The organism is Micromonospora sp. NBC_01796, from assembly GCF_035917455.1.
Lineage (GTDB): Bacteria > Actinomycetota > Actinomycetes > Mycobacteriales > Micromonosporaceae > Micromonospora_G.
This window is the reverse complement of record NZ_CP109078.1, coordinates 4,208,216-4,224,382: the sequence shown is the minus strand read 5'-3', so window position 1 is coordinate 4,224,382 and position 16,167 is coordinate 4,208,216. Positions and strand designations below refer to the sequence as shown.

Genomic DNA, 16,167 nt, shown 5'->3' with positions numbered 1-16,167 from the left:
GGGCGAACCGTCGTCGACCGGCGAACCTCGGCGCACCGGAACGGCTAGCCGGACACCGGGGCGGTCGGCACCGGTGGAGCCGGACGGACCAGTTCGGCGCGACCGTCCAACAGGTGCAGTTCGGCGTCGCAGGCGGCGGCCGCCTCCGGGTCGTGCGTCGCGAAGACCACCGCCACACCCCGGTCGGCCTCGGCCCGGAGCAGTTCGATCACCCGCTGCCGGTTGCCCGCGTCCAACTCGCTGGTGACCTCGTCGGCGAGCAGGACCGCACCGCCGAGCGCCAGCCCGCGGGCGATCGCGGTGCGCTGCTGCTGCCCGCCGGAAAGCTCCTCGACGAGCTGGTCGGTCTGCCCGGACAGCCCGAGCCGGCCCAGCGACTCCGCGGTCAACCGGCGGGCCTCGGCCGGAGAGTTCCCCCCGGCGATCAACGCCACCTGGAGGTTCTCGCCCGCGGTGAGGATCTCGGCCAGGCCGTTGTCCTGCGGCACCAGCACCACCCGGCGGGCAACCGCGTCGTCCCGGTCCCGCAGCGCCGCACCGTCCACCTCGACCCGACCGACCGCCGGACGGACCAGGCCGGCCATCGCCCAGAGCAGGGTGGTCTTGCCGGCGCCGGAGGGCCCGGTCACCGCGAGCACCTCACCCGGCCGCACGGTGACCGACACCTCGCGCAGCACCGGCTCACCCCGGCCGTACCCGACCGTGATCCCGTCGACCCGAACCGTCGTACCCACGCCGCGAAGGTTACCGGCGAAGCGGTCGCGCCGTGACCCCCGACGGTTGCCGTCGACCTAGCCCGCGGACCGGTCGTCCAGCTCCGCGAGCAGGTCACCGGCGGCGGCGTACGGATCCAGCGAACCGGCGGCGACCTTGGCCGCGAGCGTGGCCAACCCCGTACCGTCGCGCAGTGAGCCCAGCCGGGCCCGCAGCGCGCCCAACGCGATCGCCTCGACCTCGGCGGCGGCCCGCGCCTCCCGGCGCCGCCGCAGCTCGTCGTGCTCGACCAGCCAGGCCCGGTGCCGCTCGATCCCGGCGACGATCTCGTCGATCCCCTCGGCCCGCGAGGCGATCGCCCGCAGCACCTGCGGGCGCCACTGGCCCGGCCCCCGCTCACCCAGGGCGATCATGCCCTGGATGTCGCGGACGGTGGCGTCTGCCCCGTCCCGGTCCGCCTTGTTGACCACGAAGATGTCGGCGATCTCCAGGATGCCGGCCTTCACCGCCTGGATCGCGTCACCCATGCCCGGTGCGAGCAGCACCAGCGTGGTGTCGGCCAGCGAGGCGACCTCCACCTCGGCCTGGCCGACCCCCACCGTCTCGACCAGCACCACGTCGCAGCCGGCGCCCTCCAGCACCCGGACCGCCTGCGGTGTCGCCGAGGCCAGCCCGCCGAGGTGACCCCGGCTGGACATGGAGCGGATGTAGACGCCCGGGTCGGTGGCGTGCTCCTGCATCCGGACCCTGTCGCCCAGGATCGCCCCGCCGGTGAACGGGCTCGACGGGTCCACGGCGAGCACCCCGACCCGGTGGCCGCCGGCCCGCAGAGCCCGGACCAGCTCGTTGGTCGTGGTCGACTTCCCCACCCCGGGAGCCCCGGTCAGCCCGATCACCTGCGCCCGACCGGTGTACGGCGCGAGCGCCGCGGCCACCTGCGGCAGCAGTTCGTCCCCGGACTCGACCAGGGTGATCAGCCGGGCCACCGCGCGGGCGTCACCGTCGCGGGCCCGGTCGACCAGCAGCGGTACGTCCCGACCCCGTCGCACCGTCACTCCCGCTCGCCGGCACCGCTCGGTACGTGGATGATCAGCGCGTCGCCCTGTCCACCGCCACCGCAGAGTGCCGCCGCCCCGGTGCCCCCGCCGCGCCGGCGCAGCTCCAGGGCGAGGGTGAGGACCAGGCGCGCCCCGGACATGCCGAGCGGGTGCCCGAGGGCGATCGCGCCACCGTTGACGTTGACGATCTCGCTGCTGATCCCGAGGTCACGGGTGGACTTGATGCCGACCGCGGCGAACGCCTCGTTGATCTCGACCAGGTCCAGGTCGGCGACGCCGAGCCCGGCCTTGCGCAGCGCCTGGTTGATCGCGTTGGACGGCTGCGAGTGCAGCGAGTTGTCCGGTCCGGCGACGTTGCCGTGCGCGCCGACCTCGGCCAGCCAGGTCAGCCCCAGCTCGATCGCCTTGGTCTTGCTCATCACGACCACGGCCGCGGCACCGTCGGAGATCGGCGAGGAGCTGCCCGCGGTGATCGTCCCGTCCGGGGTGAAGGCCGGGCGCAGCCGGGCCAGCGTCTCGACCGTGGTGTCCGGGCGGACCCCCTCGTCCGCGCTGATCACCAGCGGGTCGCCCTTGCGCTGCGGCAACTCCACCGGGACGATCTCGTCGGCGAAGACGCCGTTCTTCTGGGCGGCGGCGGCCCGCTGGTGGCTGGCCACCGCGAAGGCGTCCTGCTCCTGCCGGGTGATGCCGTGCTTCACCCCGTGCCGCTCGGTCGACTCCCCCATCGCGCAGCAGTCCCACGGGTCGGTGAGCCCGTCCAGCGCCATGTGATCCTTGATCGTCACGTCGCCGTACTTGTAGCCGGTGCGCTGGTTGAGCAGCAGGTGCGGGGCGTTGGTCATCGACTCCATCCCGCCGGCCACCACGATGTCGAACTCGCCGGCCCGGATGAGCTGGTCGGCCAGGGCGATCGCGTCGAGGCCGGAGAGGCAGACCTTGTTGATCGTCAGCGCCGGTACGGACATCGGGATGCCCGCCTCGACGGCAGCCTGCCGGGCCGGGATCTGACCGGCACCCGCCTGGAGCACCTGCCCCATGATCACGTACTGGACCTGGTCGGCGGCGACCCCGGAACGCTCCAGCGCACCCCGGATGGCGATCCCGCCGAGCTTGCTCGCCGACAGGTCCTTGAGGTTGCCCAGCAGCCGCCCCATCGGGGTACGCGCACCGCTGACGATCACCGAAGCCATGACTCTCCGCCTCCGAGGGGTGGGCCGATCGTGCACCTTAACGATTGTTCGGCCAGACTAGCGCTATGGCAGAAGAGCACCCCGTCGAGACCGCTGCGGACAAAATCACAGGCATCGGCCTCCAACGTATCGACCACGTCGGTATAGCGGTCGCCGACCTTGACACCGCGATCGAGTTCTACCAGCGGGTCTTCGGGATGCGGTGCGTACACACCGAGGTCAACAACGAACAGGGCGTACGCGAGGCGATGCTCCAGGTCGGCCCGACCCCCGACGGGGGCCACCTGCAACTGCTGGCGCCGCTGTCACCGGAGTCGACCATCGCGAAGTTCCTCGACCGGTCCGGTCCGGGGGTGCAGCAGGTGGCGTACACCGTCACCGACGTCGACGCGGCCGGTGCGGCGCTGCGCGAGCGCGGCATGCGCCTGCTGTTCGACACCCCGAGGCGCGGTACCGCCGGCTCCCGGATCAACTTCGTCCACCCCAAGGACGCCGGTGGCGTACTGGTCGAACTGGTCGAGCCCGCCCGGCACTGAGATGTGAGACCGCCCCGGGCCGGTTCGGGGGGAGCCGGACGGCCCGGGGCGGTTACCGCGACCGGGTCAGGCCGGCACGGTGTCGTACGACTCGATCAGGTCGGCCGGCAGCGGCTCCAGATCGGTCGCGCGCAGGAAGTCACCGAGCGTGGTGCCGGTGCAGTCGGAGTCGACGTTCTCGGCGCCGACCCGCTGCTCGACGTCACGCCGGTTGACCGCCCGGAAGTCGATGGAGAAGCGGGTCCTGCCGGAGGTGTTCGGCACCGTGGTGTGCAGTTGCGCCCCCGAGAAGAGCAGTACGCCCCCGGGCGGCGTGATCACCCGGATGTCCGGCTCGCGCGCGATCTGCTCCTCTGCCTCGGGCTGCTTGCGGGTCTCCATGTCGATCTGCTGCGCCGCGGCGGTACGCCCGTGCGCCACCCACTGCGCGTAGTTGTAGTCGCGGGAACTGTTGCGCACCCCGTTGGAGAAGTACGGCGGGTGGAAGGCCATCACGTTGGCCTCCTCGACGTCGTACACCGGCATCCAGAAGTTGAGCTGCGACATCGGCGCGGAGAACCAGGTGTCCCGGTGCGACTCGAACTGGAGGGTCAGCCCGGCGTTCAGGTACTCGCTGGTCATGCTCCGCAGCCGGGGCACGTCGAAGTAGGTCTGCTCCACGTCCGCGCCCAGGTCGGCGAGCATGCCCCGGACGAGTTCCTTGCTGCGCGGGTGGTTGATGAAGGTCGGCTTGAGGTCGGCCAGCACCTGCACGTACTCGGGCCCGGAGAGGTGGTGCTGGGCGTCCGGCGGGAAGTGCGGCGCGAACGCCGACTCGGCCATCTCCCGCGCGAAGGCGACCAGGGCCATCGAGTGCGGGGTGGGCGAGTAGACGAACAGGTCCCCGCCGAAGAGCCTGCGCCGCCGCTCGTCGTCGGACATGGGCGAATCGAAGTACACCACCGTCATCGCGGCCTCCTGCGAAGAGATCCCAGCCGGGGGTCACGGTATGCCGCACCGGGGCGAAGCCGAAAGGACTTCGGGGCTGCTCGGGGCCGGCTGTCGAGAATCCGACTGGGTAGCGGTCCTGGCCACACGGACCGCGCGTACGGGTCGGCGACCCGCCTACAGTCGGAGGAATGCCCCCACCTCCGGACCGTACCGGCGTCGCCGGGCCACGGCCGTTCCGGTTCACCGCCTCGATGCCGGCGTTGAACCGGCCGGTGCCGCAGTGGCGCGACGAGATCCGCCGGATCGAGCAGCTCGGCTTCAGCTCGGTCTCGGTCTCCGACCACTTCACCGGTGGCTGGGCGATGGATCCGCTGGTGGCGATGACCGTGGCGGCCGAGGCCAGCACCCGGCTCCGGGTGCTCGGCATGGTCTTCTGCAACGACTTCCGGCACCCGGTGCTGCTGCACAAGTCGATGGCCAACCTCGACGTCTTCTCCGGGGGGCGGGTGGAGGTGGGGCTGGGCGCCGGCTGGTTGCGCGACGACCACGACGCCGCCGGCCTCCCGTTCGACCCGCCGGGCGTACGTGTCGACCGGCTGGCCGAGGCGATCGAGGTGATCACCGGTCTGTTCGGCGACAAGCCGGTCAGCTTCGCGGGCCGGCACTACCAGCTCACCGAGTTGGACGGGCTGCCCAAGCCGGTGCAGCGGCCCCGGCCACCGTTGCTGGTCGGCGGCGGCAGCCGCCGGGTGCTGGAGCTGGCCGGGCGGACCGCCGACATCATCGGGATCAACCCGAGGCTCGCGCCGGACGTCGATCCGCTCGCCGCGGTGGCGGAGATGAGTCCGGAGCGGATGGACCGCAAGGTCGCCTGGGCCCGGGACGCGGCGGTCGCGGCCGGTCGGGACCCGGCGGCACTGGAGTTCCAGCTACGGATGTTCGACGTACGGGTCACCCACCGGGGGGTGGAGCACCGGTCCACCTCCAGTCACGCCGCGCTCGCCGATCCGTCCGCGCTGGCCGCCTCGCCGTCGGTGCTGCACGGTTCGGTGCCGGAGTGCGTGGACCGGTTGTTCGCGCTCCGCGAGCGGTTCGGCATCAACTACCTGCACCTGGGCGGCAACCTCGACGCCGCGGCTCCGATCGTCGCGCGACTCGCCGGCCGTTGACCGGGACCGCCCGGTCCGCGTCGGCGCCACCGGTTCGGCTACGCAGGGCTATCCACGACATCGCCTCGACGACCATTTCGAGGGACGGGGATTTGCTTTTCGTCCGCTTCGATCCGCGCCCATTCGATCGTCGCGACGTACTCGGGAAGCGGTTAGCGCGTCGTTCGGGAAAGGAGCGACGACCGGTGCGTTCGGTCGTCGCGCGGGCGGCGCGACGGCCGCCGCCGGCCCCGGGAGCTGCCAAGATCACACCAGGGTACGCCAGGCCGACGACTCCTCGTTGACCATGTGAACGGGGCGTGATAACGCCGGTCAGCTCTTGCGAAGGACCCCGGTGTGTCTGCCAGTATGTCCCAATGCCCCAGCAGCAGTCCTCCCCTCTTACGTTCTTCGAGAACGCGAACTCGCAACCCGACTTCACGGTGGCCCTCCGCGGCTACGACCGCGAGCAGGTCAACGGCCACCTCGGGCGGCTGACCGCGGCGCTGGCCCAGTCCGAGCAGGCCCGCGCCGAGGCCGAGCAGCGGATGAACGACGCCCAGCGTCGGCTCCGCCAGGCCGAGCAACGGCTGACCTCGGTGGAGCAGAAGCTCACCGACACCAACAAGCAGCTCGAAGAGAACAGCCGGCCCACCCTCTCCGGGCTCGGCACCCGGGTCGAGCAGATCCTCCGGCTCGCCGAGGAACAGGCGAACGACCACCGCAGCGAGGCCAAGCGCGAGTCAGAGGGCATCCTCTCCGCCGCCCGGCTCGAGGCGCGCGAGATCACCGACAAGGCGCGGGCCGAGGCCGCCGCGATGAAGGCCAACGCGGAGCGGGAGGCGGGCACGGTCCGTACCACCGCCGAGCGTGAGGCCGCCGAGGTCCGGGTGCAGGCCCGCCGTGAGGCGGACACGCTGCGCGCCGACGCCGACCGGGAGACCAAGCAGCTCCGTACGGTCACCGCGCACGAGGTGGCCGAGTTGAAGTCCACCGTCGAGCGGGAGGTCGCCACCCTGCGCGCCACCGCCGAGCGGGAGATCACCCAGCAGCGTGCGAAGGCGGCCCGCGAGGCCGAGGAGAAGCGCGCCGAGGCGACCAAGCTGCTCACCGACGCCCGGGACAAGCGGGACAAGGACCTCCAGGCGCTGGAGCTCCAGTTGGCCGAGCGCCGGGAGAAGTCCGAGCGCGAGGAGTCCGAGCGGCACGCCGCCCAGGTGGCGCAGACCCAGAAGCTGGTCGGCGAGGCCGAGCAGCGGGCGCGGGCCGCCCAGGAGCGGGCCAAGGAGATCGAGCAGCGGGCCGAGGCGCGCAGGATCGAGTCCGAGCGCAGCGCGCACGAGACGGTGGAGAAGGCCAAGGCGCTCGCCGACAAGACCCTGAACGAGGCTCGGGCGGAGTCGAACCGGCTGCTGAACGAGGCGCGTACCGAGGCGGACCTGACCACGCAGGCGGCTCGCCGCGAGGTCGAGGACCTGACCCGGCAGAAGGACGCGGTCACCTCGCAGCTCGGGCAGATGCTTTCCGGTCTGGCCGGCATCGTGCCGGTGGCACCGGCTGCCGCTGCCGCCGCCGCGAAGACGGACGACGCGGAGGAGCGGAAGACCGCCGACGCCGCGAGCTGACCGGGTTCCGTCAGACGCGGGTTCGTCGGGCAGATTGTCGGTCCGGGTCCGACCCGTTTTCGGGTGGGACCCGCCGAGCGGGGCAGGAGAGTGCGCGGGGCCGTACCGGATCGTGCCGGTACGGCCCTGCGGCCTGTCCGGACTCCGGTACAGGTCAGCGGATCAACCCCGGCCTACTCCAACGAAACGGACACCCCATACAATAAGGAAGTACCTGCTTCCATCCCATCGGGCCGGACGGTATTCGCCGCGCCGCGCCACGCCGCATGTGAGGATGGGGACATGTCGCACGGCGAGGAACTGTTCGCCCTTGGTGGGGAAGTGGCTACGGAGCCCAGCTTCGAGTCGGCCCTGCGAGGCTATGACAGACGACAGGTGGACCGGTACGTCATCCGCGCGGAGAACGAGATAACCACTCTCGCCGCCGAACGCGAACAGGCGTTCACCCAGATCCACAAGCTCGCCGGTCAGGTCGAGCAGTTGCAACGCGACCTCGTCGAGGTACGCCGCCAGGCCGGCACGGTGGACCAGGCGTCCCTGCTGCACGTCGGCCCGGTGGTCGGGCAGATCCTGTCCCTCGCCCACGAGCAGGCCGAGTTCACTCTCGCGAATGCGACGAGCGAGGCCGAGACGCACCGGAGCGAGGCCAACCGGATCCTCACCGAGGCACGCGACCACGCCGCCACCGCACTGCGCGACTTCGAACTCGCCCTCTCCTCCCGCCGACGCGAGGAGGAACAGTCCGCCGCGGCCCGGAAGGCGAAGGTGGACGCCGCGGTGGCCGCCGCGACCGAGCAGGCCGCCCGGCTCCAGGAGGCCGGGAAGTCCGCGCACGAGCAGGGGCACCGGGAGGGCGCGCAACTGCGCCAGGCCGGCGAGGCCGCACTGGCGAAGGCCCGGCAGGAAGCCGAAGCGACCCTGGCCAAGGCGCGCAAGGAGAGCGAAGCGACCCGACTCAAGGGCAAGCAGGACGGTGAGGCGGCGCTCGCGAAGGCCCGGCAGGAGAGCGAAGCGACCCTGACCAAGGCCCGCCAGTCGAGCGAGTCGACGCTCGCCAAGGCTCAGCAGGAGGCGGCCCGGCTGCGGGAGGTCGCCCAGGCCACCCTGGCCAAGGCCAAGCAGGACAGCGAGGCCCACCTGGCCAAGGCCCGCCAGGACGGGGAGACCACGCTCACCCAGGCCCGGCAGGAGGCCACCCGGCTCCGCGAGGCCGCCCAGGCCACCCTGGCCAAGGCCAAGCAGGACAGCGAAGCCGCGTTGAACAAGGCCAAGCAGGACAGTGAAGCCCAGTTGGCCAAGGCCCGGCAGGAGAGCGAGACACTGCTCACCCGGGCCCGGCAGGACGGCGAGGCGGCGCTCGCCGAGGCGCAGCGCCAGGCCGCCCAGCTTCGCGAGGCCGGCGAGACGGCGGTGGCGAAGGGCCGGGAGGAGGGTGCCCGGCTGCGGGAGGTTGGCGAGGCCGCCCACGCCAAGGCCCAGGCGGAGGCCCAGCGGGTCACCGAGCAGACCACGGAGATCGTCCGGCGGTCCCGGGTGGACGCCGACGCGTACGTGGAGCAGGTTCGTACCCAGACCCAGCGTGAGCTGGACGGGTGGCGGGCCAGCGTCGACCACGAGATCGAACAGCGCCGGGCCACCATCGACGAGGAGATCGCCGGCCGGTGGAGCGCCGCGGAGCAGGAGCTGGCCGCCCGGCGTACCGCCTCGGAGCAGGAGTTCGCCCAGTGGCGGACCAACATCGAGCAGCAGCACGCCACCCAGCGCGCGGAGCTGGAGCGGGAGGCCGAGGAGATCCGCCGCGCCGCCGACGAGCACGCCACGCAGGTGCAGCGGCAGGCCGAGGAGCACCTCGCCACCGCCCGGCAGGAGGCCGAGGAGCACGCCGCGGCGTCCCGGCGGCAGTTCGAGGAGTACACCGCCACCGCGCAGCAGCACCTCGCCACCACCCAGCAGCACCTGGCCACCACCCAGCAGGAGGCCGCCGCCGGACGGCAGCAGCTCGCCGAGGTGATGCAGGAGATCGCGAAGGCGCAGCAGCAGCTTGCCGACCTGCGGCAGGAGACCGTGGCGTCCCGGCAGGAGTCGGACAACATCCAGCGCCGGCTGGCCGAGGCGAACCAGCAGCTCGCCGGCGAGCAGCAGCGGTTGACCGGTACCCAGCGGTCGGCCGAGGAGGCCGAGCAGCTCGTGGTGGAGGCCGGCGCCGACGTGGCGCGGGCGGCGGACAGCGCGGTCGACCGGCCGGCTCCCCGGACCAGTCCCACCGCTCCGGCGGAGGCTCCGGTCAACGCGGACGCGATCACCAGCGACGTGAACGGCGAGCCGACGGTGGCGGCGGTGCCCGGTGAGGGTGGCCGGGAGGCGACCGCCACGAAGATCACGAGCACCGGTGACAGCGGCAAGCTCAGCGCGAAGCCGACCACGGACGACCATGCCGCCAAGCCGACCACGGACGAGCGGAGTGCGAAGCCGAAGAAGGTTTCGGTGGACGCCGAGCAGAAGGTCTCGGTCGAGTCCGAGTAACGCAGCACCGAGATGAGGGTCAGCACCAAGGCGGCACTGGAGCGCGACCCGGAGGGATCCCGCCGGGTCGGCCTGCTGGAGCTCTTCTTCGACCTGGTGTACGTGGTGGCGCTGGCCCTGATCTCGCGTCACCTCGCGGCGCACCACACCTGGACCGGGGCGTTGCAGTCGCTGCTGCTGCTGATGGCGATGTGGTGGGTCTGGTCGATCACCGCGTTCCTCACCGACCTGTACGACCCGCAACAGATCTCGATCAAGCTCATCACGGTCACGGTCATGCTGGGCAGCCTGCTGATGGCCTCCACGCTGCCCCGCGCCTTCACCGAGTACGGCCTGATCTTCGCCTGCGCCTACGTGGGGATCCACTTCAGTCGTGGACTCTTCCTGGTGCCGCTGCTGCACGGGCAGAAGGCGCAGGGGCGGGCGATCCGGATCTTCTTCTGGTTCGCCCTCTCCGCCGTACCGTGGATCCTCGGCGGGCTGGCGGACGACCCGACCAGCCGGGCCGGGCTCTGGGCCCTGGCGCTGGCCCTCGACTACGGCGCGTTCAGCCTGGGTTATCCCACGCCGTTGCTCGGCCGGCTGCCGAAGACCCAGTACAACGTCACCGCGGAACACCTCGCCGAGCGGTACCAGCAGTTCATCATCATCGCCCTCGGCGACGCGATCCTGGTCATCGGGCTGACGTTCAGCCGGACCGAGTTCGACCTCGGCCGGTCACTGGGATTCGTGGTCTCGTTCGCCAGCACCCTGCTGCTCTGGCGGATCTACTCCCACCGGGCCGGTGAGGTGCTGCCGCTGGCCATCGGGTCGGTGGTCGAGACCCGACGGTTCTTCCAGGTCGCGCCGTACACCCACCTGGCCATGGTGGGCGGCATCGTGGTCACCGCCGCGGGCTTCGAGATCGTCCTGCACGACCCGGTCGGGAACACCGGCTGGGGCATGGTCCTGGTGCTGCTCGGAGGGCCCGTCCTGTTCCTGGTCGGGCGGTCCCGGTTCGAGTACGAGGTGTTCGGGCGGGTCTCCCTGTCCCGGATCGTGGCGCTGCTGATCCTCGGCCTGATGACCCCGGCGATGATCTTCCTGCCGCCGGTGGCCATCGCCACTGGCGCGATGCTCGTGCTGGCCGGGATGGCGGCGGCGGACACCGCCCGCAGTTGGGGTCGGGTGCCGGAGCAGCCCTCGCCGCCGGTGTGATCGAACCGGCCGATAACCTCCCAGGGCAGACAGGTCGAGTACGGGAGGGGCCGGTGGCGGTCGAAGAGCCGACGGCGGAGGTCGAACGGGCGGCACCGCCCCCGGAGCAGCGCCGGGCGGACGAACCCGGGGAACCCGAACACACCCCCGGCGGCCGGTACGGGCAGCCCGGTCGACCGCTGCGCCGCAACAGCTTCCTGATCGGGTTCACCGGCGGCCTGGGCCTGGTCGTGGCGTACACGACCTTCCTCGCCGTACGCGGTGCGGCCTCGATGTTGATCCTGATCTTCATCGCGCTCTTCCTCGCCATCGGGCTCAACCCGGCAGTTGCCCGACTGCGCCGTTGGGGGCTGGCGCACGGGCTCGCCGTGACCGTGGTCGCGTTGACCGTGCTCCTGGTGCTCGCCGGTGGGATCTTCGCGCTGGTCCCGCCGGTGGTGACCCAGACCGGTGAGTTCCTCGAACAGGTCCCGACGTACGTGGAGGAGTTGCGGCGCAACGCCACGGTCAACGACCTGGTCGAGCGGTACGACCTGATGGACCGGATCCAGGCCGCGGCGAACCCGGAAACGATCAGCCAGGCGGTCGGCGGGGTGTTCGGCGGCGCCCAGTTCATCTTCGGCGCCATCTTCAACGTGCTGACCGTGCTGGTCCTGACCATCTACTTCATGTCCGCCTTCGACCGGCTCAAGACGCTCGGGTACGCCCTGGTGCCGGCCAGCCGCAGGAACCGGGTCACCCTGATCACCGACGAGATCCTGGCCAAGGTCGGCGCGTACATGGTCGGTGCGCTGGCGATCGCCGTACTCGCCGGGCTCTGCACCTTCGTCTTCGCCATGATCGTCGGTTTGGCGTACCCGTTCGCCCTGGCCGTCGTGGTGGCCGTCTGCGACCTGGTTCCGCAGATCGGTGCGACCCTCGGCGCGGTCATCGTCAGCCTGGTCGGATTCGCCACCGACCTGCCGGCGGGAATCGCGTGTCTCGTTTTCTTCGTCATCTACCAGCAACTCGAAAATTACCTGATCTACCCGAAGGTGATGGAGCGCTCGGTCAAGGTGAACGACGTGGCGGCCATCGTCGCCGCGCTGGTGGGGGTGGCTCTCTTCGGGGTGATCGGCGCTTTGGTGGCGATCCCGGCGGTGGCGGCGATTCAGCTGATCCTGCGGGAGGTGGTGCTGCCGCGGCAGCAGCGGAGGTGACCCGGCAACGGGCGGGGTGAGCGAACGCGATTGTTGTCCACAATTTGTCAGAATCAACAATTCCTTCACTTCCGCACCCGCTTGTAGGATCATTCTTGATCTCTGAGGGGGGCGTTGATGACCGGTGTCGAATCGCTACCACCGGCACCCTCGGAGGAACCGCCGCCGCGATCACCCCGGCGTGGTCCCCTGCTCGTGGTGGTCATCGGGATCTGCCTCGCCGTGGTCATCGGCACCGGTTACCTGATCGTCACGCTCGCCGGGCCGGGACGGGACGGACCACTCGTGCTGGACCAGCCGAACACCGTCCTCTGGGGACAGACGATCAACCGTCCGGTCGAGATCGCGGCGGACCACGTCACCCTCCGGCGGATCACCATCCGTGCCGGCGGTGCCGCCGCCGTCCGGATCCGCGACGGGGTACGCAACACCGTCATCGAGGACACCCGGATCGACTGCGCCGACAACCGGACCGACGGCATCGTGCCCGGCGGCTACTCGGCCGTCCGGGTCCGGGTCGACGGGTGCCGTCAGGCGTTCGAACAGCGCGCCGACGCCCCCGCGACGATCCTCGACTCGACCGCGAACGGTCGACCCTTCGCCCGGGAGGAGCGCAAGCCGGCCACCGTCGCACCCAGCCCGATGGACTTCGGCACCGACCCACCGGCCGCCGGTGAGAGTGTCACCGGCGCGCCCACCCCGATGAGCTACTGGCCGGGACCGGACACCACCGGCGTACCTGCCGGGACGGTGCTGCGGCCGTCCAGTTCACTGGACCTGCGCGAGCCGGGCGTGGTGATCAGCAACCTCGACATCACCGGGTGCGTGACCGTACGGGCGAAGAACGTGACCATCCGGAACTCGCGGATCACCTGTGACAGCGCCACCTTCTCCATCCGGACCTACGACACGGCCAGCGACCTGGTGGTGGAGAACGTGGAGATCAACGGCATGGGGAAGAACTCGGCCGCGGTCTGCTGCGCCAACTACACCCTGCGCCGGGTGAACATCCACCACGTCATCGACGGTCCCCGGCTCAGTGCGAACACCGCCATCATCGACTCCTGGATCCACGACCTGTCGCGGGTGCCGGACTCGCACAACGACACCCTCCAGACCACCGGCGGCAGCAACATCGTGGTCCGGCACAACCGGTTGGAACCGCACGACCCGAACACCAAGGACCCGTCGAACGCCTGCATCATGATCGGTTCGACCACCAGCGACTCGGTGAACAACCTGCTGGTCGAGGAGAACTACTGCAACGGCGGCAACTACTCGATCGGGGTCAGGGACGACCTGGTCGGGTCGAACATCGTGATCCGTGGCAACCGGTTCGGGCGCGACTTCCGCTTCGGCGTCATCGCCCGGTCCGAACAGGCCGGCATCACCTGGGACCGGGGCAGCAACGTCTGGTTCGACAGCGGACAGCCGGTGGTCCGCTGACCCTTCCGGTCAGTCGTGCAACGAGCGGTGCTGGTCCCGGTACGGGGTCAGGTCGGCCGGTTCGCGGAGCCGCTTGCGTTTGATCCGGCGCACCGTACCGACGGTCGACTGGAGCTTCTCCCTGGTGGAGAGGTGCCGGAACCACATCCGGGCCATCGGCAGCCGGCGCAGCCGGGGGGTCATCAGGCCGGCGGCGCGCAGCGTACTCATCCGTCCCCAGACGGCACCACGTGCCCGGAGCAGGTTCGGCTGCGAAGCCGGCAGGATCTCGGCCGCCACCGGCTCCAGCACCAGCGCACCGGCCGCGATGGCCGCCTCGACCAGGCGTACGCCCCGCTCGGTGCGGGCGAGCACCAGGGAGCGCCCCGGATCGTCGCCGGTCGGCCTGTACCACGGGTCACCGACGGCCACGTCGGCGAACTCGCCGGTGTGGTCCGCGCAGAGGTAACAGCGCCACTGCCGGTGCTTCTGGAGGATCTCGCCCCAGGACTGCTCGTAGGTGAGCGTCCGCTCCTGCCCCGGCGGGTCGTCCACCATCCGGGTACGGGCCAGCCCCGGCCACCCGTTGCCCCGGTAGTGCACCGACTCCGCCCGGTCCGGGTCGGTCACCCCGAGCTTGCGCATCATCTCCAGGGTGCCCTCGGTGCTCGGGGTGCCGGCGCAGAAGACGGCGATGGTCAGCCCGACCCGGGCGTCCAGCGCGGGCCGGACCCGGCGGGCCATCCGTACCGCCGCCACGTCGCAGGGCTTGCCGATGAACACCGACGGGGTCTCGCCCGACTCGATCAGCTCCAGCCGGTCGGCCGGGCTGGCCGGGGCGTACCGGGAGCCGGCGTTGGCGAGCAGTTCGTCGCGGCTGCGCGACAACCGGGTCTCGTTCAGGTACGGCACGTCCGCTCGGGCGCCGATGTGCAGCGTCCCGGCCATCCCCTCGTACTCCAGGCAGTACGCGGCCAGCGCGGTGGCCACCCCGCCGCTGGACCCGGCGAACCGGATCTGCGGGTCTCCGGCGTACCCCTCCCAGATCTTGCGGACCGGGCCCCAGGCGGCCCGCAGCTCGGGGATCTCACCCGGTGCGGGCGCGCTCGCCTCGTGTTCCAGCTTGACGCCGGGGCAGCAGGCCAGCGCGGCGGCGGCGCCGGTGCTCGGGCCGCCGACCGGCGTGATCGGGATCGGTCGGCGCCCCTGGTCGAGTACGTCGACCATCCGGATCTCGTCCGGGGCGAGGTACGCGCAGACCCCGCACCCGGTGCAGAGCTTGTGCGCGGCGACGTCGTGTACGGTCTGCGGCCGGCTCACCGTCGCGCTCCCGTGGTACGCCGGGCCCGCTCGGCGCGGGCGACGGCGACGATCTCGTCCATCTGCTCGCCGGCCCGACCGATCGCCGCCGGGATCCATTCGGTGAGTTCGACCGCGGTCTCGGCGCGGGAGGTCCAGGACCTCCAGAGGGCGTCGAGCAGGTCGTCGTCGGCGAGCTTGCGGGCGTCGGCCACGTGCCGCTCCTGGCCCACGCTGGCGAAGACCCCGCGCGCCTTCAGGCTGTACGCGATGTTCGCCACCGGTACGCAGGAGGAGAGGGCGGCGATGGTGGCGTGCATCCGCATCCCGCAGAACCAGGTGGTCCGGGCGATCACCCACTTGCTCTGGTGCGGGTCGAGACCGGCCGGGCTGACCGTGATCCGGTCGCCGTACCTGCCGACCAGCGCGGCATGCAGCCGCTCGCTCGCCGTGGTGTCGTCGTCGGCACCGTGCGGGCTGCGCACGTGCGGCACGATGATCACGCGGGTGTCCGGTTCGTCGAGCAGGCGTTCGCAGAGCCGGCGGGCGACCTCGGCGCTGTCCGCTGCCAGGCCGAACTGGGTCCGGCCCTCGGCGCGGGCCATCAGGCCGCTGATGTTGATCCCGATCACCGGGCCGGGGGCCGCGTCGAACCACCGGTTCAGGGTGTCCAGGGCGGGCTGGTCCGGCTGGCGCGGCTCCAGCGCGAAGGCGACGTCGACCCCCTCGCGGTGCCGGGTCGGGTCCAGGTCGGCTCCGAGCAGGTCGCTCAGGGCGACGTAGCTCTCCGGGTCGCGGGCCCAGGCCATCGCGGCCCCCCGGATGAGCGCAGCGGCCTCGGCCCGGATCCGGTCCGAGCGGAACGGCCCGTAGGTCTGCGGCAGCAGCACCAGTGGGCGGCGGCGCAGCAGGGTGAGCCGCTTCGGCCAGGCCACCGTACGGAACCGGTGCTCGCCGTAGATGTCGCTGAAGCTGTCCCCGCCGCTGACGTCGAGCACCACGTCGGCCCGGTCGATCTTCGCCACCCCGGAGTTGCCGAACCCGCCGAGGGCGGCGCTGACCCGCATGTTCAGGTACGACTCGGGGCGGTGGTACCGGCGCGAGTGCCGGGCGCCGGCAAGCGAGATCGACACCGGTCGGCCGCCGACGAAGGCGTGCCCGGACCGCTGGCCCCAGCCGTCGTCGAAGACGGTGACGTCGGCCTGCGGCTCCCGGGCCAGCAACCCGCCGAGGGTGGCCGCGCGCAGCGCGCCCACGCCGAGGTTGAGGTGGGATCCGGGTACGCCGAACAGGCAGGCGGAAAGCACCTCGCCGCTCATC

Annotated in this window: 13 protein-coding genes; 7 read left to right on the top strand and 6 right to left on the bottom strand. The window is 71.4% G+C overall.

Going from position 1 to position 16,167, the window contains the following annotated elements:
- Positions 1-44 precede the first annotated feature (44 nt).
- From OIE47_RS19480 to OIE47_RS19470, 3 genes are read right to left on the bottom strand one after another with little or no spacing between them, the layout of a single operon-like run.
- Complete coding sequence (locus tag OIE47_RS19480) at positions 45-734, bottom strand: ABC transporter ATP-binding protein (RefSeq protein WP_326562909.1); 690 nt, start codon at positions 732-734, stop codon at positions 45-47.
- Between the two features lie 57 nt (positions 735-791).
- Positions 792-1,763, bottom strand: coding sequence for a methylmalonyl Co-A mutase-associated GTPase MeaB (gene meaB, locus OIE47_RS19475; protein ID WP_326562908.1), 972 nt, complete (start codon positions 1,761-1,763; stop codon positions 792-794).
- A 2-nt stretch (positions 1,764-1,765) separates the two neighbouring features.
- Positions 1,766-2,965, bottom strand: coding sequence for an acetyl-CoA C-acetyltransferase (locus OIE47_RS19470; RefSeq protein WP_326562907.1), 1,200 nt, complete (start codon positions 2,963-2,965; stop codon positions 1,766-1,768).
- A 65-nt stretch (positions 2,966-3,030) separates the two neighbouring features.
- Here OIE47_RS19470 and mce point away from each other — a divergent pair, with 65 nt between their 5' ends.
- The gene (gene mce / locus OIE47_RS19465) at positions 3,031-3,501 is read left to right on the top strand and encodes a methylmalonyl-CoA epimerase (RefSeq protein WP_326562906.1); all 471 of its coding nucleotides are present in this window, start codon (positions 3,031-3,033) and stop codon (positions 3,499-3,501) included.
- Positions 3,502-3,567: 66 nt separating this feature from the next.
- On the opposite strand, the gene OIE47_RS19460 is transcribed toward mce, so the two are convergent.
- Positions 3,568-4,449 (bottom strand): hypothetical protein, encoded by an 882-nt coding sequence (locus OIE47_RS19460; protein WP_326562905.1) that lies wholly within the window; start codon positions 4,447-4,449, stop codon positions 3,568-3,570.
- A 170-nt stretch (positions 4,450-4,619) separates the two neighbouring features.
- Here OIE47_RS19460 and OIE47_RS19455 point away from each other — a divergent pair, with 170 nt between their 5' ends.
- The 6 genes from OIE47_RS19455 to OIE47_RS19430 all read left to right on the top strand — a co-directional run bounded on the left by OIE47_RS19455 (position 4,620) and on the right by OIE47_RS19430 (position 13,569).
- The gene (locus OIE47_RS19455; RefSeq protein WP_326562904.1) at positions 4,620-5,600 is read left to right on the top strand and encodes a TIGR03621 family F420-dependent LLM class oxidoreductase; all 981 of its coding nucleotides are present in this window, start codon (positions 4,620-4,622) and stop codon (positions 5,598-5,600) included.
- Positions 5,601-5,956: 356 nt separating this feature from the next.
- Positions 5,957-7,204, top strand: coding sequence for a cell division protein DivIVA (locus OIE47_RS19450; protein WP_326562903.1), 1,248 nt, complete (start codon positions 5,957-5,959; stop codon positions 7,202-7,204).
- A 282-nt stretch (positions 7,205-7,486) separates the two neighbouring features.
- Positions 7,487-9,727, top strand: a complete 2,241-nt coding sequence (locus tag OIE47_RS19445; protein WP_326562902.1) for a hypothetical protein — start codon at positions 7,487-7,489, stop codon at positions 9,725-9,727.
- Positions 9,728-9,739: 12 nt separating this feature from the next.
- Entirely contained in the window at positions 9,740-10,924 is a 1,185-nt protein-coding gene (locus tag OIE47_RS19440) for a low temperature requirement protein A (RefSeq protein ID WP_326562901.1), read from the top strand.
- 179 nt (positions 10,925-11,103) lie between these two features.
- Positions 11,104-12,123, top strand: coding sequence for an AI-2E family transporter (locus tag OIE47_RS19435; protein WP_442792171.1), 1,020 nt, complete (start codon positions 11,104-11,106; stop codon positions 12,121-12,123).
- A 117-nt stretch (positions 12,124-12,240) separates the two neighbouring features.
- The gene (locus OIE47_RS19430; protein ID WP_326562899.1) at positions 12,241-13,569 is read left to right on the top strand and encodes a hypothetical protein; all 1,329 of its coding nucleotides are present in this window, start codon (positions 12,241-12,243) and stop codon (positions 13,567-13,569) included.
- A 9-nt stretch (positions 13,570-13,578) separates the two neighbouring features.
- On the opposite strand, the gene OIE47_RS19425 is transcribed toward OIE47_RS19430, so the two are convergent.
- On the bottom strand, positions 13,579-14,868 hold the full coding sequence (locus OIE47_RS19425; RefSeq protein WP_326562898.1) for a Coenzyme F420 hydrogenase/dehydrogenase, beta subunit C-terminal domain: 1,290 nt from the start codon (positions 14,866-14,868) through the stop codon (positions 13,579-13,581).
- Entirely contained in the window at positions 14,865-16,166 is a 1,302-nt protein-coding gene (locus tag OIE47_RS19420; protein ID WP_326562897.1) for a polysaccharide pyruvyl transferase family protein, read from the bottom strand. Before OIE47_RS19420 ends, OIE47_RS19425 begins: the two co-directional genes overlap by 4 nt.
- Position 16,167: the final 1 nt, after the last annotated feature.